The sequence below is a fragment of the Pseudomonas mandelii genome (assembly GCF_002251635.1).
GTDB lineage: Bacteria > Pseudomonadota > Gammaproteobacteria > Pseudomonadales > Pseudomonadaceae > Aquipseudomonas > Aquipseudomonas mandelii_B.
The window spans coordinates 1-21,007 of the sequence record NZ_NMOJ01000090.1; the positions used below are offsets into that span (position 1 = coordinate 1).

A 21,007-nucleotide genomic window follows, 5' to 3' on the forward strand; every position below is an offset into this window, starting at 1 on the left:
CAAAGGNNCAGTTTCAACAGGCCAGGGACAAATCCCTGTATCTAAAAATGAGTGTTGACCGTGCCTGTTAACAGCCACACTCGTCCGGTCATTCTGACCGAATCAGTCGACGCGGCGCGATGCGCCCGTCTTCGCTCACTTCACCGATTCCGATNAAGCGACCATTGTGATCCTGTACCCGTACCATGCCGAACTTCGGTGCATCCGGGGCTCGTACCGGTTGGCCGTTGAGCCAGTAGAACGAGCTGTGCTCCGAGAAGTGCAGCAATGGCCAGTCCAGCAAACCGCTGTCCGATGGCATCAGGAAGCGATCAACTGCTTCATTGCCGCCTTCGGCATGTACTGCTTCCAACTCTTCCAGCGTGACCGTCTGGGCAAGGCTGAAAGGCCCTGCCTGCGTGCGTCGCAGCTCTGCAACGTACGCGCCGCAACCGAGCTTTTCACCAATATCTTCCACCAGGGTACGGATATAGGTGCCTTTGCTGCAGTCCACGGCCAAGCGGGCAGTGTCGCCCTCGCAGGCGAGCAATTCCAAGCGCGCAATAGTAACAGAACGCGGTTCGCGCTCCACTACTTCGCCCGCACGTGCCAGCTTGTAAAGAGGCTGCCCATCACGCTTGAGCGCCGAGTACATCGGTGGTATCTGACTGATTTCCCCGCGAAAACCGGGTAAAGCAGCTTCAATATCAGCACGACCAACGGTCACGTCGCGAACCTGCAAAACATCACCCTCGGCATCGGCCGTGGTGGTGGTCTTGCCCAGTTGCATCAGGGTTTCGTAACCCTTGTCGGAATCGAGCAGGTATTGCGAGAACTTGGTGGCCTCACCAAAGCACAACGGCAATACGCCGGTGGCCAAGGGATCGAGGCTGCCGGTATGCCCGGCCTTCTCGGCGTTCAGCAACCAGCGAACCTTCTGCAATGCGGCATTGGAGGTAAAACCAATGGGCTTGTCGAGCAGAATGATGCCGCTGACGTTGCGACGGATACGTTTGACCTGAGCCACCGCTTACTCCTTGGCGTCTTCAGGTNNNGNNGNGNNCGGGTGCTGNNTGTCTTCCGCCACGGCGCGCTCGATCAGTGCCGACAGGTGCGCACCACGCACGACGCTTTCGTCGTAGTGGAAGTGCAACTGGGGCACGCTGCGCAGCTTCATTTCACGGGCCAACTGCATGCGCAGGAAGCCTGCGGCGGAGTTGAGCACCTTGATGCTTTGCGCGATTTCTTCGCTGCTGTCCTGGCCCATCACGGTGATGAAAATCTTGGCGTGACCTACGTCACGGCTCACTTCAACAGCGGTGATGGTGACCAGGCCAACGCGTGGGTCTTTGACTTCGCGACGGATCAGTTGGGCCAGCTCGCGCTGCATCTGATCGCCGATTCGCTGGGTACGGCTGTATTCTTTTGCCATGTCTTGTTACCTGTTACTGCCACACGGTGAAACCCGTGGGGTCTGAAAGCGGCAAACGCCCGGCCTGACAAAAGCCAGACCGGGCGTTGCGTTTAGAGTCCGGACACGGCGCGGGGCATTTGCATGCCCACACGCTGTGTGGCNCCTGAAGTGCGCGAGTTAGAGGCTGCGAGCAACCTGAACCTTCTCGTAGACTTCGATCTTGTCACCAGCTTTGACGTCGTTGTAGCTCTTGACGCCGATACCGCATTCCATGCCGGCACGTACTTCAGAAGCGTCATCCTTGAAGCGGCGCAGGGATTCCAGCTCGCCTTCGAAGATAACGATGTCTTCACGCAGTACACGGATTGGACGGTTACGGTGCACAGTGCCTTCGATAACCATACAGCCGGCAATCGCACCGAATTTCGGCGAACGGAACACGTCACGCACCTCGGCAACACCCAGGATGTTCTCCCGGACGTCACTGCCAAGCATGCCGGTAAGGGCTTTCTTGACGTCTTCGATGATGTCGTAGATGACGTTGTAGTAACGCATGTCCAGGCCTTCCTGCTCGACGATCTTGCGAGCGCCAGCATCGGCACGCACGTTGAAGCCGAACAGTACAGCGTTGGAAGCCAGTGCCAGGTTGGCGTCGGACTCGGTGATACCACCGACACCGCCACCGACAACACGCACTTGCACTTCGTCGTTACCCAGGCCGTTCAAGGCGCCGTTCAACGCTTCGAGGGAACCACGGACGTCAGATTTGAGGACGATGTTAAGCGTCTTCTTCTCTGCCTGGCCCATGTTCTCGAAGATGTTCTCCAGCTTACCGGCGTGAGCACGGGCCAGTTTGACTTCGCGGAACTTGCCTTGACGGAACAGAGCCACTTCACGGGCTTTCTTCTCGTCGGCAACTACGCTCATCTCGTCGCCAGCGTCCGGAGTACCGTCCAGGCCGAGGATCTCGACAGGGATGGAAGGACCGGCTTCTTTGATTGGCTTGCCGTTCTCGTCGAGCATGGCACGTACACGGCCATAGTTCGAACCGACCAGCACCATGTCGCCTTGGCGCAGGGTACCGTCTTGAACCAGTACGGTTGCAACCGGGCCACGACCTTTGTCGAGACGCGATTCAACCACAACACCGCGACCCGGGGCCGATGGCGTTGCTTTCAGTTCCAGAACTTCGGCTTGCAGCAGAACAGCTTCGAGCAACTCGTCCACGCCAGTACCGACTTTCGCCGAAACCGAAACGAACGGGGTGTCGCCGCCCCACTCTTCGGAAGTCACGCCGTGAACCGACAGTTCGCTACGGATGCGATCAAGATCGGCGCCCGGCTTGTCGATTTTGTTCACTGCAACAACCAGTGGAACACCAGCAGCCTTGGCGTGCTGGACAGCTTCAATGGTCTGCGGCATCACGCCATCGTCTGCTGCAACGACCAGGATCACGATGTCAGTTGCCTTGGCACCACGGGCACGCATTGCGGTAAACGCGGCGTGACCTGGGGTGTCGAGGAAAGTGACCATGCCGCGTTCGGTTTCAACGTGGTACGCGCCGATGTGCTGGGTGATACCGCCGGCTTCGCCAGCAGCTACCTTGGCACGACGAATGTAGTCGAGCAGCGAAGTCTTACCATGGTCAACGTGGCCCATTACGGTCACGACTGGCGCACGGGAGAACGTCTCACCTTCAAACTTCAAGGACTCGGCCAGGGAGTCTTCCAGAGCGGTATCGCTGACCAGGGTCACTTTGTGGCCCAGTTCTTCGGCTACCAGTTGAGCAGTTTCCTGATCAAGCACCTGGTTGATGGTCGCTGGGGTACCCAGTTTGAACATGAACTTGATGATTTCAGCAGCCTTGACCGACATCTGATTGGCGAGATCGCCAACAGAAATGGTCTCGCCGATCTGCACATCACGCACGACAGGGCCTGTTGGGCTCTGGAAACCGTGGGCGTTGCGTTTTTTCAGCTTGGCCTTGCCGCGACCACCGCGACGGAAGCTATCGCTTTCTTCGTCGGTAGTACGTGGGGCAACGCGTGGAGCGGGCGCTTTCTCTTTGACCGAGGCACGATGTGGAGCGTTTTTACGCTCGCCATCGCCACCACCACCGCGACGATTGTTATCGTCGGCACGTGGTTTGTCCGGACGGCGCTGTTCGTTCTGCTTGTTGCGAACGTCAGCAGACGGTGCTGGAGCAGCGGCTACAACCGGCGCGCTTTCGCGTACTGGTTCGGCAACTGCTGCAGGGGCTGCAACGGCGTCGTTAGTAGCGGATTGCGCAGCAGCAGGCTGGCGACGCGCTTCTTCTTCGGCGCGACGCTTGGACTCTTCTTCAGCCTTCTGACGAGCAGCATTTTCTACTGCGCGACGTTCTTCCAGTTCGCGTTTGCGCTCGGCTTCGATTTCTTCCGGGCTGCGCTGTACGAAGACTTTCTTCTTGCGTACTTCAACGCTGATGCTCTTGCTACCAGCAACACGCAGTGTGCTGGTGGTTTTGCGCTGCAATGTAATCTTGCGCGGTTCTTCCACTTTCGCCTTGTGGCTGCTCTTCAAGTGAGTCAGCAAAGACTGCTTCTCACTGTCGCTCACACCTTCATCGGCGGCGGTGTGCGGCAGACCTGCCTCACGCATCTGCTGCAACAGGCGCTCTACCGGTGTTTTGACCTCATCGGCCAGTTGTTTCACCGTGACTTGCGTCATGCACTTCTCTCCTCAGGCCGCGCCTAGTTACTCGAACCAATGGGCTCGGGCGGCCATGATCAACTTGCCGGCACGATCATCGTCAATGCCGTCGATGTCGAGCAGATCGTCAATAGACTGCTCGGCCAGGTCTTCGCGGGTAATTACGCCGCGCACCGCCAGTTCCATCGCCAAATCCTTGTCCATACCCTCAAGCGAGAGCAGGTCTTCGGCCGGATGGGCGTCTGCCAGCTTTTCCTCAGTAGCGATGGCTTTAGTCAACAAACGATCCTTGGCCCGAGCGCGAAGCTCGTTGACGGTGTCTTCGTCAAAGCCGTCGATGTTGAGCATTTCTTCCAACGGTACGTAGGCAATCTCTTCCAGGCTGGTGAAGCCTTCATCTACCAGCACCTGTGCCAGGTCTTCGTCGACTTCCAGCTCGTCGATGAAGTTGCGCAGGATGTCGCCGGTTTCAGCTTGCTGCTTAGCCTGGATGTCCGATTCGGTCATCACGTTCAGGGTCCAACCGGTCAGTTGGCTGGCCAGACGCACGTTCTGACCACCACGACCAATGGCCTGAGCCAGATTGTCTGCGCCAACGGCGATGTCCATTGCATGGGCATCTTCGTCAACGATAATTGCCGCCACTTCAGCTGGCGACATGGCGTTGATCACAAACTGCGCCGGGTTATCGTCCCACAGCACAATATCCACACGCTCACCACCCAATTCGCCCGACACTGCCTGGACGCGTGAACCACGCATACCAATGCAAGCGCCCTGCGGGTCGATGCGTTTGTCCTTGGAACGGACCGCGATCTTGGCGCGCGAACCCGGGTCGCGGGACGCAGCCATGACTTCGATCAAGCCTTCAGCGATTTCCGGCACCTCGATACGGAACAGCTCGATCAGCATTTCCGGCGCGGTACGCGACAGGATCAACTGAGGGCCGCGGTTCTCGGTGCGGATTTCCTTGAGCAGCGCACGCAAACGCACGCCAACACGGAAGGTTTCGCGAGAGATGATGTCTTCGCGGGCCAGCAACGCTTCTGCGTTGTTGCCCAGGTCGACGATCACGTTGTCGCGGGTGACTTTTTTCACGGTGCCGGAGATGATTTCACCCAGGCGCTCGCGATAAGCGTCAACGACTTGAGCGCGCTCGGCTTCGCGAACTTTCTGCACGATGACTTGCTTGGCGGTCTGTGCAGCAATACGGCCGAATTCGATCGATTCGATCTTTTCTTCGACGACATCACCGACCTGAGCGCCAGGGTGCGTTTCGGCAACCTTGCTTGGCCAGGTTTCGATGGCCGGATCATCAAGGTCGGCTTCTTCGACGACCGTCCAGCGACGGAAAGTCTCATAGGCACCGGTGTGGCGGTTGATTTCCACACGCAGATCCACTTCGTCTTCAAAACGCTTTTTGGTAGCAGTGGCCAGGGCCAGCTCCAGCGCTTCAAAAATCACGTTTGCCGGTACGCCCTTTTCATTGGATACCGACTCAACAACCAGCAGTACTTCTTTGCTCATCGTACGCCTCGCCTTTCGCAAGCCATTGGATCCGCGGGATCCGCGTCTCAGTCAAAACTGGGAATAATGTTGGCCTTGTCGATCATATCGATCGGCAACAGGAATTCATGGTCTTCTACCTGCACCACGACATCCTGTTCTTCTACACCGCGCAGAAGGCCCTGAAAGTTGCGTCGCCCTTCGAACGGGGAGCGCAGCTTGATCTTCACTTGTTCACCGGCAAATTTTGCAAACTGNTCAATAGTGAACAGTGGGCGTTCCATGCCTGGCGAGGAAACTTCGAGGGTATATTCAACGGCGATTGGATCTTCAACATCCAGGACACCGCTGATCTGACGGCTGACAATGGCACAATCGTCCACCAGCACACCGCCCTCTTTATCGATATAAACGCGCAACATTGAGTGGCGACCTTGAGCCGAAAACTCAATACCCCAGCATTCATAGCCTAGGGCCACGATCACCGGGGCCAACAAGGCCTGCAACTCTTCTAGCTTGCTCGACACCTGAACCCCCTCGTGCATGTATGTGCATGCTGTGCAAAATAAAAAAATGGGCGAAACGCCCATCCTTGAAACGCCGTCGAATAGCGGCGTTGAAAGTGTCCAGCTAACAAAAAGCCCCTTAAAAGGGGCTCCTAAAACTGGTTGCGGGGGCCGGATTTGAACCGACGACCTTCGGGTTATGAGCCCGACGAGCTACCAGACTGCTCCACCCCGCGACAAAGCTGGGGCGGAAGTATACGACCGATCCCTTACAGGGTCAATGTAACCTTCCACCTACAAGAAAGCCCGCAACAGCGGGCTCTCCTGATAATTGGTACCGAGAAGGGGACTCGAACCCCTACACCCTATGGGCACAACCACCTCAAGGTTGCGTGTCTACCAATTCCACCACCTCGGCAATACAGCGTTTACAACCCTTCTTACTTTTGCTCTTGAGCTGGAGGTACGTCAGTCGCTGGAGTAGCCGACTTTTGCTCTTGAAGCACCGGTACATCATCAGAAGCCGGTTGTTGCTTTGGTACTTCCAACACTGCTGGGTTTGGCAAACCTACTTGAGTCAGCACATGAGCTTTCTCTTTAGCAAAGTAACCTAACCCTAAGCTGGTTATGAAGAAACCGGCGGCAAGTATAGCAGTAAACTTACTAAGAAAGGTAGAGGAACCTTGGCTTCCGAACACAGTATTTGAAGCACCTGCACCGAAAGACGCACCAGCATCCGCACCTTTACCCTGTTGCAACAAAACCAGGGCAACTACGCCCAGGGCAGCCAACAGATGAAAAACGACTACGACTGTTTCCAGCATTTTTTCAGTTTCCCGCGGCGCGACAAATCGCACCGAACTCATCTGCATTCAGGGAAGCCCCACCAATGAGCCCCCCATCGATATCCGGCATGCCGAACAGTTCGACCGCATTGGCCGCCTTCACGCTGCCGCCGTATAGAAGCCGCACACCTTGTGCGACCTCAGAATTCTCTGCCGCCAACTGCGCGCGAATGGCTGCGTGCACATCCTGCGCCTGTTGCGGTGTAGCAGTCAGCCCGGTGCCAATGGCCCAGACCGGCTCGTAAGCAATTACTGCCTTTGCAAACGCACCAACACCCAGCTCCTCTATGATGCTGCCCAGCTGACGCGNGACAACCTCAAGAGTTTTACCGGCTTCACGCTGCTCAAGGGTCTCCCCTATGCACAACACCGGAATCAAGCCACAAGCCTGAGCCGCTGCAAACTTGCGAATCAGCATACCGTCCTGCTCGCCCATGATCTGGCGGCGTTCGGAATGCCCGACAAGAACCAGGGAACAACCTGCATCCACCAATTGACTCGGCGCGATTTCACCGGTCAAAGCACCTTGCATGGGCTCCACCGCAGAATTCTGCGCGCCGACCTGGATCGACTTACCTTTCAAGCCATCAACCACCTGGTTGATATGCAGGCAAGGCGGGAAAACCGCTACATCAACACCGCTCGGCAAGGCCAANTGACGAAGGCCATTGATCAGCTCAGCGACACTGGCGCGGGTACCGTGCATCTTCCAGTTACCAGCTACCATAGTGCGACGCATGCTGTACCCCGTCGGTCAAAGTGGGCGCAGATGTTACCCAACCACATCATCACTGGCAAGCCGAATTCAGGCGCAAATTTCAGTTACCAGTTTTGCCAGGTCTTCGGCATGACCGCGAACCTGTGTTTCGTCCTCACCTTCGACCATCACCCGCACCAACGGCTCTGTCCCGGACTTGCGCAACAACACGCGCCCGCGACCGGCCATGGCTTGGGTGACACGGTCGCTGGCTTCCTTGACCGCCGGATGGTCGAGCGGACTCGCGCCCCCGCCGAACCGGACATTGATCAGCACCTGAGGACACTTGCGCAGCGCCTGACGGGCCTGAGCCAGACCTTCCGAGCGCGTTTTCAGCGCCATCAGCACCTGCAACGCAGCAATGATCGCATCACCTGTGGTGGTGTGATTGAAGCAGACGATATGACCCGAGTTCTCACCACCTACCAACCAGTTGCGCTCCAGCAAGTCAGCGATCACATAACGATCGCCAACGTTGGCACGCACGAAAGGAATCGACAGATCCGCCAGGGCCAACTCCAGCCCCAGGTTACTCATCAATGTTCCGACCACGCCGCCTTGCAGCTTGTCGCGCTCATGTAGATCGCGGGCGATGATGTACAGCAGCTCATCACCATCAACAATGGCGCCAGTGTGATCAACCATCAAGACGCGATCACCGTCACCGTCGAAGGCAATACCCAGATCGGCGTGTTCGGCCAATACGGCAGCCTGCAATTGCCCCATATGGGTCGAACCGCAATTGTCATTGATGTTCAGGCCGTTTGGCTGAGCGGAAAGCACAACGACTTCGGCACCCAGCTCCCGGAACACACTAGGTGCAACCTTGTAGGTCGCGCCGTGAGCGCAGTCGATCACGATCTTCAGGCCAGCAAAATTGGTACTGGTCGGCACGCTGCTCTTGCAGAATTCGATGTAGCGGCCAGACGCGTCATTGATGCGCGACACTTTGCCAATCTTGCTCGACTCAACCACAGTCATCGGGGTGTCGAGCAACTCTTCGATCATCAGTTCGACTTCGTCCGGCAGCTTCGTGCCCTTTCCNGAGAAAAACTTGATGCCATTGTCATCATGAGGGTTGTGCGAGGCACTGATCACGATACCGGCTTCAGCGTGGAAGGTACGCGTCAGGTAAGCGATCGCCGGCGTCGGCATTGGCCCCAGCAGCATTACGTCGGCACCGGCGGCGGACAAGCCAGCCTCCAGCGCGGACTCAAACATGTAACCGGAAATACGGGTGTCCTTGCCCACCAGAATGCGGCAAGCGCCCATGCTGCGGAACGCCATACCTGCCGCCCAACCCAGCTTGAGCATGAAATCAGGCGTAATCGGAAATTCGCCGACCCGACCACGGATACCGTCGGTGCCAAAATATTTTTTAGTCATAAGTGCTCCATCATTCTTATTCGGCTGATTCCACTGCGGCGATCATCCGCACCACGTCCACTGTTTCGGCTACATCATGGACGCGCAATATACGCGCACCCTTGGCCGAAGCCAGCGCCGCGAGCGCCAGACCGCCAAACAGGCGCTCTCCAACCGGGCGATTCAAGGCCTGACCTATCATGCTCTTTCGCGAAACCCCGACCAACAGGGGCCGCCCCAAGGCGTGCAGGTCTTCCATATGTTTGAACAAACTTAGATTGTGCTGCAAGGTTTTCGCGAATCCAAACCCTGGATCAAGAATAATCCGCTCAGCCGGGATTCCCACCAACGCACATTGGGCCATGCGCTCGGCGAGAAACTCGCCAACCTCCCTTGTGACATCGCCGTAATACGGATTGTCCTGCATGTCGTTCGGCTCACCGAGCATATGCATCAGGCACACCGGCAATCCGGTGGCGGCTGCCGCATCCAGGGCGCCATCTCGACGTAGCGAGCGCACATCATTGATCAATCCCGCTCCGAGCCGTGCGGTTTCGCGCATGACCGCCGGAGTGGAGGTATCGACCGAAATAATCACATCCAGCTCGCGATTGATGCGCTCAACGATAGGCGCCACGCGCTCCAGCTCTTCAAGTGGCGAAACCGCCCTTGCACCGGGACGCGTCGATTCGCCACCGACATCGATCAGCGTGGCGCCCGCCGCAACCATCGACTCGGCATGATGCAGGGCCGCGTCAAGCTGGCTGTATCGGCCGCCATCAGAAAAGGAATCGGGAGTGACATTGAGAATGCCCATGACATGCGTCCGGGCCAAATCAAGAACCCGGTTGCCGCAAGGCAACCGGGTTGAGGACTGAACAGAAGTCATTTCAAACCTTATACGTCAGCAGCCGGACCGCCGATCGGTGTTTCCGGACGCTCATCCTGCACCACCGGAGGCGTCCCGGAAGTACCGGTGCCGCCGCCCGACCAGTCGCGTGGTTCGCGAGGCGTGCGACCCGCCATGATGTCATCGATCTGATCGGCATCGATCGTCTCGTACTTCATCAACGCATCAGCCATTGCATCCAGTTTGTCGCGATTGTCGGTCAGGATCTGTTTGGCCGTGCCGTAGCACTGGTCAATGATGCTGCGCACTTCGGAGTCGATCAGCTTGGCCGTTTCACCCGAGAAGCTGGCAGCTTGACCGCCACCGCCACGACCCAGGAACACTTCGCCTTCTTCTTCGGCATACATCAAAGGCCCGAGTTTTTCAGACAAGCCCCACTTGGTCACCATGTTCCGTGCAATCTGGCTGGCACGCATGATGTCGTTGGAGGCACCGGTGGTTACGCCATCGAAGCCAAGGGTCATCTCTTCAGCAATTCGGCCACCATACAGTGAGCAGATCTGACTGATCAGCGCACGCTTGGAGAGGCTGTAACGATCCTCTTCAGGCAGAAACATCGTCACACCCAGCGCACGACCGCGCGGGATGATCGACACCTTGTAGACCGGATCGTGCTCTGGCACGACACGACCAACAATGGCGTGACCGGCTTCGTGATAAGCGGTGTTCTGCTTCTCTTTCTCGGACATGACCATGGATTTGCGCTCAGCGCCCATCATGATCTTGTCTTTTGCCAGTTCGAACTCTTTCATTTCAACGATGCGCTTGCCGGTACGGGCAGCGAACAGCGAAGCCTCGTTCACCAGGTTGGCCAAGTCAGCACCGGANAAACCAGGCGTACCACGTGCGATCACCGCAGGAGCGACGTCGTCACCCATTGGCACTTTGCGCATGTGAACCTTGAGAATCTGTTCACGACCACGAATATCCGGCAGNCCCACTACCACCTGGCGGTCGAAACGGCCTGGACGCAGCAGCGCAGGGTCCAGTACGTCCGGACGGTTGGTTGCGGCGATGACGATAATGCCGTCATTCATTTCAAAGCCGTCCATCTCCACCAGCAACTGGTTGAGAGTCTGCTCACGCTCATCGTGACCACCGCCCATGCCCGCACCACGATGGCGACCAACAGCGTCGATTTCGTCGATGAAAATGATGCATGGGGCGTGTTTCTTGGCCTGTTCGAACATATCGCGAACACGGCTGGCACCGACACCGACAAACATCTCGACGAAGTCAGAACCCGAAATAGTGAAGAACGGCACCTTGGCTTCGCCGGCAATCGCCTTGGCCAGCAAGGTTTTACCGGTACCCGGAGGACCCACCATCAGCACGCCGCGAGGAATGCGGCCGCCCAGACGCTGGAACTTGCCCGGGTCACGCAGGAACTCGACCAGCTCGCCAACTTCTTCCTTCGCTTCATCACAACCCGCGACATCCGCGAGGGTGGTCTTCACCTGATCCTCGGAGAGCAGGCGTGCCTTGCTCTTGCCGAAGCTCATCGGCCCGCCCTTGCCTCCCGCACCACCCTGCATCTGGCGCATGAAGAACATGAACACGGCGATAATCACCAGGATCGGGAAGCTGGCCACCAGGAGCTGGGTCCAGATGCTCTGCTGCTCAGGCTGCTTGCCTTCAACGACTACATGGTTATCCACCAGGTCGCCGATCAGACCGTTGTCCTGAATTGCCGGACGAATGGTCTTGAAGCTGTCGCCATCGTTGCGTTTGCCGGTAATCACGTAGCCATCAACCGCTACGCGCTCGACCTTGCCATCCTTAACTTGCTGGATGAAGTCGGAATAGTTGAGGGTCTGCGGCTCGTTAGGGCTGGAGAAGTTGTTCATCACCGTCACCAGGACAGCCGCGATGATCAACCACAGGATCAGATTCTTTGCCATATCGTTCAATTAACTACCCTCTGAAGCAAGCTCCGCTACTGGCGCGCGCTTCGCATGATATTCACCGGCCTAACTTACTACATTACCTACAACTCTGGCAGGCGCCGTCTGTAACCCTTTGTGAAACACTTTCTACACAATATTCGCTAATGCTCACGGGGCGAAATACGAAAAACCTATCGACCCGCAAAAAAACCTCGATTTACTCACTACGGCCCCGGTAGCCCCAAGCCAGCATGTATTGCTCGCGGGAACTGCCACGGGAAGAGTCCGGCTTGATCATCTGGACCTTTTCGAATTTCTTACGAGCGTCCTTCACGTAAGCATCAAACCCTTCGCCCTGAAACACCTTGATCACGAAATTACCACCCGGCTTGAGTATCCGAGCAGCCAGATCAAGAGCCAGCTCACATAGAAACATGGCTTTTGGCATATCCACCTCAGGCGTACCACTCATATTGGGGGCCATATCGGAAATCACAAGGTCCACCTGCGAATTACCCACGGCTTCAAGGATCTGAGCGAGCACTTCGTCCTGGGTGAANTCACCCTGGATAAAGGTCACATCCGGGATGCTGTCCATTTCCAGGATGTCCGAGGCGATCAGACGCCCCTGACCACCGATCAGCCGACTAGTGACCTGTGACCAGCCGCCGGGCGCCGCTCCCAGGTCGACAACGCTCATACCCGGACGGATCAGTTTGTATTTCTCCTGGACCTCCAGAAGCTTGTAACTCGCACGCGAGCGATAACCATCCTTCTGCGCCTGCTTCACATAGGGATCATTGANATGNNTTTGCAGCCACTTAAGACTAGTTTTGGAACGGGCCACGGGCCACCTCGAAAATAAAACGGGTCGTGATTAACTGGGCGGTCCCGGACTCGCTCGGGTAAACTGGCCGCCGCTTTTTACAAGATCAGACGCAGGGGTCAGATTATGCCGCTCACTCAAGAGCAGAAGAAACAGTACAAATCCATTGGCCACCATCTGAAACCAGTTCTGATTGTGGCAGACAACGGTTTGACTGAAGGTGTGTTAGCCGAACTTGAACGCGCATTGGGCGATCACGAACTGATCAAGATCAAGGTCAACATCCTTGACCGCGAAGCGCGTTTGGCCGCCATTGCAGAACTGTGCAAGGTCGGCAAAGCGGATCTGGTTCAGGTCATCGGCAAGATGGCACTGATTTATCGCAAGAACTTCAGCGTCAACAAGCAGCTGTCGAACGTCCATCGCTTCAAGTGATGGCAAGGGTCAAGGGTGTGCTTCGCGCACCCTGCCACCCCATCCCGGCACCGGCTGCAACACCAGCACCAGCCCGGAAAACCCCAGGATCAGGTAGCTGAACTCTTCCCAGCGCACCGCATCTGGCCAACCGAAACGCACCACGAAGTACATCGCGCACGCATACAGCGCCATCAGCAGCAGTTGCCCACGAATATCGCGCCATAGACTGGCAAGGCCCTCGGCCTGAATCAGCACCAAAGCCTGAAAAATCACACACGCTGTGGCGAAACCCACCATCAGCGCATCAAGCATGCCTGCAATTTCGTCGATCAGCAGCGGTGCCAGGCCAATCTGGCCCAGCACCGGCAGCAGACCAATATGTAACAGCCACAGACCGCCGACCCACAACATCTGAGTCAGCTGCCAAAGCATGGCGCCCGCACGAAGCGGGCGCCGCTTTTCAGACGTGACGAACTTCGACAATCTCGTACTCGATCACGCCACCAGGCGTCTTGACGGACACCACGTCACCCTCTTCCTTGGCAATCAAGGCACGAGCGAGTGGTGACCCCACGGAAATCTTGCCGAGTTTAAAGTCAGCCTCGTCCTCACCCACGATGTGGTAAACGACGCGCTCATCCGTCTCGACGTTGGCGATTTCGACGGTGGTGCCGAAAATCACTTTGCCGGTGTGCGGGATGGTCGTGACGTCGATGATCACCGCATTCTGCATACGGCCTTCGATGTCACGGATCCGCGCCTCGACCATACCNTGCTGCTCGCGGGCTGCGTGGTATTCGGCGTTTTCCTTCAAGTCACCCAACTCGCGGGCCGTGCCGATATCCTGGCTGAGCTTCGGACGGACGACCTTGGTCAGGTGAGCGTGTTCCTCTTCCAGGGCCTTGGCGCCCTGGACGGTCATAGGGTATTTGATCATGCCTTCAATCCTGCGTGTAGATCCTGCAAGCGACGCACGGTCTTTTCCGGACCGAACTTGAGCGCTTCGCAGATAGCTTCGCCTGCAGCAATGGTGGTGGTGCAGTAGATCTTGTGCTGCAAGGCATTACGACGAATGGAGTAGGAATCCGCGATCGACTGGCGACCTTCGGTGGTGTTGATGATCAGGGTGACTTCGTCATTCTTGATCATGTCGACCACATGCGGACGGCCTTCGGTCACCTTGTTCACACGTCGCACTTTCAGGCCTGCGGCTTCGATCAGCTTGGCAGTACCGGCAGTGGCGACCACTTCAAAGCCCAAGTTGATCAGATCACGGGCCACGCCTGCAACCAGCGGCTTGTCGTCGTCACGCACACTGATGAATGCAGTACCACCGGTCGGCAGCACTTCACTGGCACCCATCTGGGCCTTGGCGAATGCTTCACCGAAAGTGTCACCCACACCCATCACTTCACCGGTGGACTTCATCTCTGGGCCCAGGATCGGGTCCACACCAGGGAATTTGGCGAATGGGAACACCGCCTCTTTCACGCTGTAGAAGTTAGGAATGATTTCCTTGGTGAAGCCGATTTCTTTCAAGGTTTTACCGGCCATCACGCGCGCTGCGATCATGGCCAGGGAAACACCGATGCACTTGGACACGAACGGTACGGTACGGGAAGCGCGCGGGTTGACTTCGATGACGTAGATGTCTTCGCCTTGCAGCGCCAACTGAACGTTCATCAGGCCGACAACGCCCAGTTCCAGGGCCATTTTCTTGACCTGTTCACGCATCTCGTCCTGGATGTGCGCCGGCAGCGAGTACGGCGGCAGCGAGCATGCGGAGTCACCGGAGTGAACGCCCGCCTGTTCGATGTGCTGCATGATCGCGCCGATCACTACGTCGGTGCCATCGCAAACCGCATCCACGTCCATTTCGATGGCGCAGTTGAGGAAGTGGTCCAGCAGCACCGGGCTGTCGTTGGACACTTTCACCGCATCACGCAGGTAACGCTTGAGTTCTTCTTCTTCGTAAACGATTTCCATCGCACGGCCGCCCAATACGTAGGACGGACGCACCACCAGCGGGTAACCGATCTTGCTGGCTGCACGGATGGCTTCGTCTTCGCTGCGCACGGTAGCGTTAGGCGGCTGACGCAGGTTCAGGCGCTCAACCATTTGCTGGAAGCGCTCACGGTCTTCGGCACGGTCGATGGCGTCAGGGCTGGTGCCGATGATCGGCACGCCGGCAGCTTCCAGGGCGCGAGCCAGTTTCAGCGGAGTTTGGCCGCCGTACTGAACGATCACACCTTTTGGCTTCTCGACGCGGCAGATTTCCAGCACGTCTTCCAGCGTTACCGGCTCAAAGTACAGACGGTCGGAGGTGTCGTAGTCAGTGGAAACAGTTTCCGGATTGCAGTTGACCATGATGGTCTCGTACCCGTCTTCGCGCAGGGCGAGGGCGGCGTGTACGCAGCAATAGTCGAACTCGATGCCTTGGCCGATACGGTTAGGACCGCCGCCCAGGATCATGATCTTGTCGCGGCCCGTCGGTGCGGCTTCGCACTCTTCCTCATAGGTGGAGTACAGGTAGGCGGTGTCGGTTGCGAACTCGGCCGCGCAGGTGTCAACGCGCTTGTAGACCGGGAAGATGTCCAGCTTGTGGCGGTGGCGACGCAGAGCCTTCTCGGTCACGCCCAGCAGCTTGGCCAGACGCATGTCGGAGAAGCCTTTGCGCTTGAGCTTGAACATCAAGTCGCGGTCGATAGAGGACAGACCGAGGGTCTTGACCTTCTCTTCTTCCTTGATCAGATCTTCGATCTGTACCAGGAACCACGGGTCGATCATGTTCATGCCGAAGATATCTTCGACCGACAGGCCGGCGCGGAATGCGTCAGCGACGTACCAGATGCGCTCAGCGCCAGGTACGGTCAGCTCGCGCTTGAGCACGCTCATGCTTTCAGGATTGCTCAGGTCGAGCTTCTCGTCCAGGCCGCAAACGCCTACTTCCAGGCCACGCAGGGCTTTCTGCAGGGATTCCTGGAAGGTCCGGCCGATGGCCATGACTTCACCAACCGACTTCATCTGAGTGGTCAGCCGTGCGTCGGCTTTCGGGAATTTCTCGAATGCAAAGCGTGGCAGCTTGGTAACGACGTAGTCGATCGACGGCTCGAAGGACGCAGGAGTAGCGCCGCCGGTGATTTCGTTCTGCAACTCGTCCAGGGTGTAACCGATCGCCAATTTGGCAGCGATACGCGCAATCGGGAAGCCGGTAGCTTTCGATGCCAGCGCCGACGAACGCGATACACGCGGGTTCATCTCGATCACAACCATACGACCGGTGTCCGGGCAGATACCGAACTGAACGTTGGAACCGCCGGTTTCAACACCGATTTCACGCAGTACCGCCAGNGAGGCGTTACGCATGATCTGGTATTCCTTGTCCGTCAGGGTCTGTGCTGGAGCAACGGTGATCGAGTCACCCGTGTGCACGCCCATCGGGTCGAAGTTTTCGATGGAGCAGACGATGATGCAGTTGTCCTTCTTATCGCGGACAACCTCCATTTCGTACTCTTTCCAGCCGATCAGGGATTCGTCGATCAGCAGCTCTTTAGTCGGCGACAGGTCCAGACCACGCGCGCAGATTTCTTCGAACTCTTCACGGTTGTAAGCAATACCGCCACCGGTGCCACCCATGGTGAAGGATGGACGAATGATGCACGGGAAGCCCAGCTTTTCGAGTACCGCGTTGGCCTCTTCCATGCTGTGGGCGATACCGGAACGCGGGCAGTCAAGGCCGATGGACTTCATGGCCTTGTCGAAACGCGAGCGGTCTTCAGCCTTGTCGATGGTGTCGGCATTCGCGCCGATCATCTCTACGCCGAACTTTTCCAGGACGCCTTCGCGCTCCAGGTCCAGGGCGCAGTTCAGTGCAGTCTGGCCGCCCATGGTTGGCAGCAGTGCATCTGGACGCTCTTTTTCGATGATCTTGGCAACGGTCTGCCACTTGATCGGCTCGATGTAGGTGGCGTCGGCCATGTCCGGGTCGGTCATGATGGTGGCCGGGTTGGAGTTCACTAGGATGACGCGGTAACCCTCCTCGCGCAGGGCTTTACAGGCCTGGGCACCGGAGTAGTCGAATTCACAGGCCTGGCCGATCACGATCGGGCCAGCGCCGAGAATCAGGATGCTTTTTATGTCTGTACGTTTTGGCATGGGTTTGTCACTCAAATCCGCAGGTCAGTCGGCAAGCCGTCTTGTTCAATCTTTGAAGCCTTGAGGGGGGCCGCCAGTGTTCGGGACCGCCCCTCAAGCTTTGCAACATCAAGGCGAGCGATTAGCGTCGCTTGGCCATTTCGTTGATGAAGCGATCGAACAATGGCGCTACGTCGTTCGGGCCAGGGCTGGCTTCAGGGTGACCCTGGAAGCTGAAGGCGCTCTTGTCGGTACGCTCGATGCCTTGCAGGGTGCCGTCGAACAGCGATTTGTGAATCGCGCGGACATTGGCCGGCAGGGTCGCTTCATCCACCGCAAAGCCGTGGTTCTGGCTGGTGATCATTACAACGCCAGTGTCCAGGTCTTGCACAGGGTGGTTGGCACCGTGGTGGCCGTGACCCATTTTGAGGGTCTTGGCGCCGGAGGCCAGGGCCAGCAGTTGGTGACCGAGGCAGATGCCGAACACCGGAATCTCGGTTTCCAGCACGTCCTTGATCGCCTGGATCGCGTAGTCGCAAGGCTCCGGGTCACCAGGGCCGTTGGACAGGAACACGCCGTCTGGCTTCATCGCCAGAACGTCGGCGGCTGGCGTTTGAGCCGGCACCACGGTTACGCGGCAACCGCGCTCGACCAGCATGCGCAGGATGTTGTACTTGATGCCGTAGTCGTAGGCGACTACGTGGTACNGCAGCTCGGAGGCTNCGATNGTCGCGTGGCTGTCGGTCTTCAAGTCCCAGACAGTGGAGCGCCACTCATACTGTTTTTTGGTGCTGACTTCTTTCGCCAGGTCCATGCCTTTCAGGCCAGGGAAGCCTTGCGCTGCAGCGATCGCCGCCGCTTCGGAAATATTGTCACCCGCCATGATGCAGCCGTTCTGCGAGCCTTTTTCACGCAAGATGCGTGTCAGGCGGCGCGTATCGATACCGGCGATCGCCACAACGTTATTGGCTTTCAGGTAATCGGACAGCGACATCGTGTTACGCCAGTTGCTCGCAACCAGTGGCAGGTCACGAATCACCAGACCGGCCGACCAGACACGATCAGACTCGACGTCTTCCGGTGTAGTACCGGTGTTGCCGATGTGCGGATAGGTCAGGGTAACGATCTGTTGGGCGTAGGAAGGATCGGTAAGGATTTCCTGATAGCCGGTCATGGCAGTGTTAAACACCACCTCTCCAACGGTTTGACCGTCGGCTCCAATGGCTTCGCCGCGAAAAATGCTGCCATCAGCAAGGGCGAGTATGGCTGGCTTAGTCAAGAAGACCTCCCGTAAATAAAGCCTGAAAGGGCGATCGCAGATTGTAAAAAAGCGGAGTGACGTATGGACACGTCACCCCGCTTCTTCACTGAATTATTCTGCGCGCTTTTAGTGGACACACTAAAGCTGTAGCTTACAGAAAAAGGCTTTTTTGGTCCACCGCTAATGAGCCTTAAAGGCAGGAGAATGCGACAGGACGTCGCTTGGCGGTGTAAAACCGGGCTCAAACGCTGGGTTCGAACCCGGTTTCAGGCACTTCTTAACGCAGATCGAGCACGTCTTGCATGTCATAAAGACCAGGCTCGCGACCTTCCAACCAGAGCGCGGCACGTACCGCGCCCTTGGCAAACGTCATGCGACTGGACGCTTTGTGTGTGATTTCGACACGCTCACCATCGGCGGCGAACAGCACGGTGTGATCACCGACGATGTCACCGGCACGCACAGTGGCGAAGCCGATGGTTTCGCGAGCACGAGCGCCGGTCTGACCTTCACGACCGTAGACAGCAACTTTCGACAGGTCACGCCCCAGCGCATCGGCGATCACTTCACCCATGCGCACGGCAGTACCGGACGGCGCATCGACCTTATGCCGATGGTGGGCTTCAGTGATTTCGATATCGACATCATCACCCAGCACGCGAGCAGCGGTGTCGAGCAGCTTCAGGCAAAGATTGACACCGACACTGAAGTTGGCCGCAAAGACAATCGGAATGTCCTTGCCCGCCTCCGCCAGCAACTGCTTCTCTTCAACGCTGAAACCGGTGGTACCGATGATCATCGCCTTGTGATGCTTGCGGCAGAACGCGAGATTCTTCAGGGTCACCGTCGGGTGCGTGAAGTCGATCAGCACGTCGAACTCGTCGACCACGCGATCCAGATCACCCGACAGCGGTACACCGATACGACCCAGCGCAGCCAGTTCGCCGGCATCCGCACCGACCAGCGAGCTGTCCGGGCGATCAATGGCCGCCGTCAGCCCCGCGCCCGGCTGTTGCTGCACGGCCTCGATCAGGGTTTTGCCCATGCGCCCGGCGGCGCCCATCACTGCAATACGTCGCATGCCAGTCTCCTTACAAATCGCCGAAGAAGCGCTTCACGCCTTCGAACCAACCGGTGGTTTTCGGCGAATGGCTGTTGTCGTCCGCCAACGAGCTGCGGAACTCTTCAAGCAATTCACGCTGACGACGACCCAGGTTGACCGGGGTTTCGACCGCCACACGGCACATCAAGTCACCGGCACCGCCGCCACGCACAGGCGCAACGCCTTTGCCACGGATACGGAACTGCTTGCCGGTCTGCGTCCCCTCAGGAATCTTGAGCTTGACTCGACCATCAAGCGTCGGGATCTCCAGCTCACCACCCAATGCAGCATCGACAAAGCTGATCGGCACTTCGCAGAACAGGTGCTTGCCATCGCGCTGGAAAATCGAGTGCTCGCGCACATTGATCACCACATACAGGTCGCCTGTAGGACCACCCTGAGTCCCCGCCTCGCCTTCGCCCGACAGACGAATGCGATCACCTGTGTCCACACCCGCCGGCACTTTCACCGAGAGGGTCTTGTACTCTTCGACACGGCCTTCGCCGTGGCAGGAATCGCACGGATCGGAAATGATCTTGCCCTGGCCATGGCAACGCGGGCAGGTCTGCTGCACCGAGAAGAAGCCCTGCTGCATACGCACCTGGCCGATACCGCCGCAGGTTGGGCAAGTGATCGGAGAGGAGCCTTTCTTGGCGCCCGAACCGTCGCATGGCTTGCAATTGACCAGCGTCGGCACACGGATATTGACGGTGGTGCCGCGTACGGCCTCCTCCAGATTCAGCTCCAGGGTGTAACGCAAGTCGCTGCCACGCTGGGCACCGCCGCGTTGGCCGCCACGGCCACCACCGAAGAAGTCGCTGAATACATCACCGAAAATATCGGAAAAGTTCTGACCACCAAAACCGGCACCGCCGCCACCCATACTTGGGTCGACACCGGCATGACCATACTGGTCGTAGGCCGCACGTTTGTTGGGATCAGACAGGCATTCGTAGGCCTCGTTGGCCTCTTTGAACATCTCTTCGGATTCTTTGCTATCCGGATTACGGTCCGGGTGGTGCTTCATCGCCAGGCGACGGTAAGCCTTTTTCAGGTCCGCCTCGCTGGAACCGCGCTCAACACCCAATACTTCGTAATAGTCACGCTTTGCCATAAGTCTTTGCACTCTTAAGGACGTTCGGCCAGACCCTCCTGAGCCTTGCCAAACTCGTTGAGCCCCAATACAGGCCCGGACCCAACTCACGTCAATTCAACGATCCTGGTCTTTGATTCAATACGGTACTTTCGGCTCGAAAAGCAGGAGCATTCCCGGCCATACCAGCAGCACGCGACCCTTGTCGCATGTTGTAAAAATTCACATACCCCAGACACGCCAACGCGGGAGCAAGCTCCCGCGCGGCGACATCCTACCAGTCACCGCTTGATAGCGGTCAACCGGGCGACCAAC

17 protein-coding genes, 2 tRNA genes and 1 pseudogene are annotated in these 21,007 nt (G+C 57.6%); 1 reads left to right on the forward strand and 19 read right to left on the reverse strand.

Annotated features, from left to right (window positions below):
* Nucleotides 1-88 precede the first annotated feature (88 nt).
* The 13 genes and pseudogenes from truB to rlmE form a co-directional block, all read right to left on the reverse strand.
* Complete coding sequence (gene truB, locus B7L09_RS13030; protein WP_094469170.1) at nucleotides 89-1,006, reverse strand: tRNA pseudouridine(55) synthase TruB; 918 nt, start codon at nucleotides 1,004-1,006, stop codon at nucleotides 89-91.
* A 3-nt stretch (nucleotides 1,007-1,009) separates the two neighbouring features.
* Nucleotides 1,010-1,411: pseudogene (rbfA, locus tag B7L09_RS13035) on the reverse strand (30S ribosome-binding factor RbfA).
* Between the two features lie 159 nt (nucleotides 1,412-1,570).
* On the reverse strand, nucleotides 1,571-4,102 hold the full coding sequence (gene infB, locus B7L09_RS13040; RefSeq protein WP_094469171.1) for a translation initiation factor IF-2: 2,532 nt from the start codon (nucleotides 4,100-4,102) through the stop codon (nucleotides 1,571-1,573).
* A 27-nt stretch (nucleotides 4,103-4,129) separates the two neighbouring features.
* Nucleotides 4,130-5,611, reverse strand: a complete 1,482-nt coding sequence (nusA, locus tag B7L09_RS13045; RefSeq protein WP_003212187.1) for a transcription termination factor NusA — start codon at nucleotides 5,609-5,611, stop codon at nucleotides 4,130-4,132.
* A 47-nt stretch (nucleotides 5,612-5,658) separates the two neighbouring features.
* Nucleotides 5,659-6,117: a ribosome maturation factor RimP gene (gene rimP / locus B7L09_RS13050; RefSeq protein WP_176457699.1), complete on the reverse strand. Its 459-nt coding sequence runs from the start codon at nucleotides 6,115-6,117 to the stop codon at nucleotides 5,659-5,661.
* A gap of 138 nt (nucleotides 6,118-6,255) precedes the next feature.
* Nucleotides 6,256-6,332, reverse strand: a tRNA-Met gene (locus B7L09_RS13055).
* Between the two features lie 96 nt (nucleotides 6,333-6,428).
* Nucleotides 6,429-6,514, reverse strand: a tRNA-Leu gene (locus tag B7L09_RS13060).
* A gap of 22 nt (nucleotides 6,515-6,536) precedes the next feature.
* The gene (gene secG / locus B7L09_RS13065; protein ID WP_094469173.1) at nucleotides 6,537-6,920 is read right to left on the reverse strand and encodes a preprotein translocase subunit SecG; all 384 of its coding nucleotides are present in this window, start codon (nucleotides 6,918-6,920) and stop codon (nucleotides 6,537-6,539) included.
* A gap of 4 nt (nucleotides 6,921-6,924) precedes the next feature.
* Nucleotides 6,925-7,680 carry a triose-phosphate isomerase gene (gene tpiA / locus B7L09_RS13070; protein WP_094469174.1) on the reverse strand — a complete coding sequence of 252 codons (756 nt, stop codon included), beginning with the start codon at nucleotides 7,678-7,680 and terminating at the stop codon, nucleotides 6,925-6,927.
* 66 nt (nucleotides 7,681-7,746) lie between these two features.
* The gene (gene glmM, locus B7L09_RS13075) at nucleotides 7,747-9,084 is read right to left on the reverse strand and encodes a phosphoglucosamine mutase (protein WP_094469175.1); all 1,338 of its coding nucleotides are present in this window, start codon (nucleotides 9,082-9,084) and stop codon (nucleotides 7,747-7,749) included.
* 16 nt (nucleotides 9,085-9,100) lie between these two features.
* Nucleotides 9,101-9,952, reverse strand: a complete 852-nt coding sequence (folP, locus tag B7L09_RS13080; RefSeq protein WP_094469176.1) for a dihydropteroate synthase — start codon at nucleotides 9,950-9,952, stop codon at nucleotides 9,101-9,103.
* 8 nt (nucleotides 9,953-9,960) lie between these two features.
* Nucleotides 9,961-11,874, reverse strand: a complete 1,914-nt coding sequence (ftsH, locus tag B7L09_RS13085) for an ATP-dependent zinc metalloprotease FtsH (protein WP_094469177.1) — start codon at nucleotides 11,872-11,874, stop codon at nucleotides 9,961-9,963.
* Between the two features lie 202 nt (nucleotides 11,875-12,076).
* Nucleotides 12,077-12,706 (reverse strand): 23S rRNA (uridine(2552)-2'-O)-methyltransferase RlmE, encoded by a 630-nt coding sequence (gene rlmE, locus B7L09_RS13090; RefSeq protein ID WP_094469178.1) that lies wholly within the window; start codon nucleotides 12,704-12,706, stop codon nucleotides 12,077-12,079.
* 105 nt (nucleotides 12,707-12,811) lie between these two features.
* On the opposite strand from rlmE, the gene B7L09_RS13095 reads away from it, so the two are divergent.
* On the forward strand, nucleotides 12,812-13,120 hold the full coding sequence (locus tag B7L09_RS13095) for a YhbY family RNA-binding protein (RefSeq protein ID WP_094469179.1): 309 nt from the start codon (nucleotides 12,812-12,814) through the stop codon (nucleotides 13,118-13,120).
* A 9-nt stretch (nucleotides 13,121-13,129) separates the two neighbouring features.
* Here the strand turns inward: B7L09_RS13095 and B7L09_RS13100 are convergent, their stop codons facing one another.
* The 6 genes from B7L09_RS13100 to dnaJ form a co-directional block, all read right to left on the reverse strand.
* On the reverse strand, nucleotides 13,130-13,534 hold the full coding sequence (locus B7L09_RS13100; RefSeq protein WP_094469185.1) for an MFS transporter: 405 nt from the start codon (nucleotides 13,532-13,534) through the stop codon (nucleotides 13,130-13,132).
* Nucleotides 13,535-13,562: 28 nt separating this feature from the next.
* Nucleotides 13,563-14,039 (reverse strand): transcription elongation factor GreA, encoded by a 477-nt coding sequence (gene greA / locus B7L09_RS13105; protein ID WP_094469180.1) that lies wholly within the window; start codon nucleotides 14,037-14,039, stop codon nucleotides 13,563-13,565.
* Nucleotides 14,036-17,257: a carbamoyl-phosphate synthase large subunit gene (gene carB, locus B7L09_RS13110; RefSeq protein WP_094469181.1), complete on the reverse strand. Its 3,222-nt coding sequence runs from the start codon at nucleotides 17,255-17,257 to the stop codon at nucleotides 14,036-14,038. The genes greA and carB overlap by 4 nt, the downstream gene beginning before the upstream one ends.
* A gap of 121 nt (nucleotides 17,258-17,378) precedes the next feature.
* Complete coding sequence (gene carA / locus B7L09_RS13115; protein ID WP_094469182.1) at nucleotides 17,379-18,515, reverse strand: glutamine-hydrolyzing carbamoyl-phosphate synthase small subunit; 1,137 nt, start codon at nucleotides 18,513-18,515, stop codon at nucleotides 17,379-17,381.
* Nucleotides 18,516-18,774: 259 nt separating this feature from the next.
* Nucleotides 18,775-19,578 carry a 4-hydroxy-tetrahydrodipicolinate reductase gene (gene dapB / locus B7L09_RS13120; RefSeq protein WP_094469183.1) on the reverse strand — a complete coding sequence of 268 codons (804 nt, stop codon included), beginning with the start codon at nucleotides 19,576-19,578 and terminating at the stop codon, nucleotides 18,775-18,777.
* A gap of 10 nt (nucleotides 19,579-19,588) precedes the next feature.
* The gene (dnaJ, locus tag B7L09_RS13125) at nucleotides 19,589-20,713 is read right to left on the reverse strand and encodes a molecular chaperone DnaJ (RefSeq protein WP_094469184.1); all 1,125 of its coding nucleotides are present in this window, start codon (nucleotides 20,711-20,713) and stop codon (nucleotides 19,589-19,591) included.
* Nucleotides 20,714-21,007: the final 294 nt, after the last annotated feature.

Excerpts from the sequence above, each read along its gene's own strand:
- infB (WP_094469171.1), bottom strand. The coding sequence starts at position 4,102 with ATGACGCAAGTCACGGTGAAACAACTGGCCGATGAGGTCAAAACACCG.
- nusA (WP_003212187.1), bottom strand. The coding sequence starts at position 5,611 with ATGAGCAAAGAAGTACTGCTGGTTGTTGAGTCGGTATCCAATGAAAAG.
- secG (WP_094469173.1), bottom strand. The coding sequence starts at position 6,920 with ATGCTGGAAACAGTCGTAGTCGTTTTTCATCTGTTGGCTGCCCTGGGC.
- folP (WP_094469176.1), bottom strand. The coding sequence starts at position 9,952 with ATGACTTCTGTTCAGTCCTCAACCCGGTTGCCTTGCGGCAACCGGGTT.
- B7L09_RS13095 (WP_094469179.1), top strand. The coding sequence starts at position 12,812 with ATGCCGCTCACTCAAGAGCAGAAGAAACAGTACAAATCCATTGGCCAC.
- B7L09_RS13100 (WP_094469185.1), bottom strand. The coding sequence starts at position 13,534 with ATGCTTTGGCAGCTGACTCAGATGTTGTGGGTCGGCGGTCTGTGGCTG.
- dapB (WP_094469183.1), bottom strand. The coding sequence starts at position 19,578 with ATGCGACGTATTGCAGTGATGGGCGCCGCCGGGCGCATGGGCAAAACC.
- dnaJ (WP_094469184.1), bottom strand. The coding sequence starts at position 20,713 with ATGGCAAAGCGTGACTATTACGAAGTATTGGGTGTTGAGCGCGGTTCC.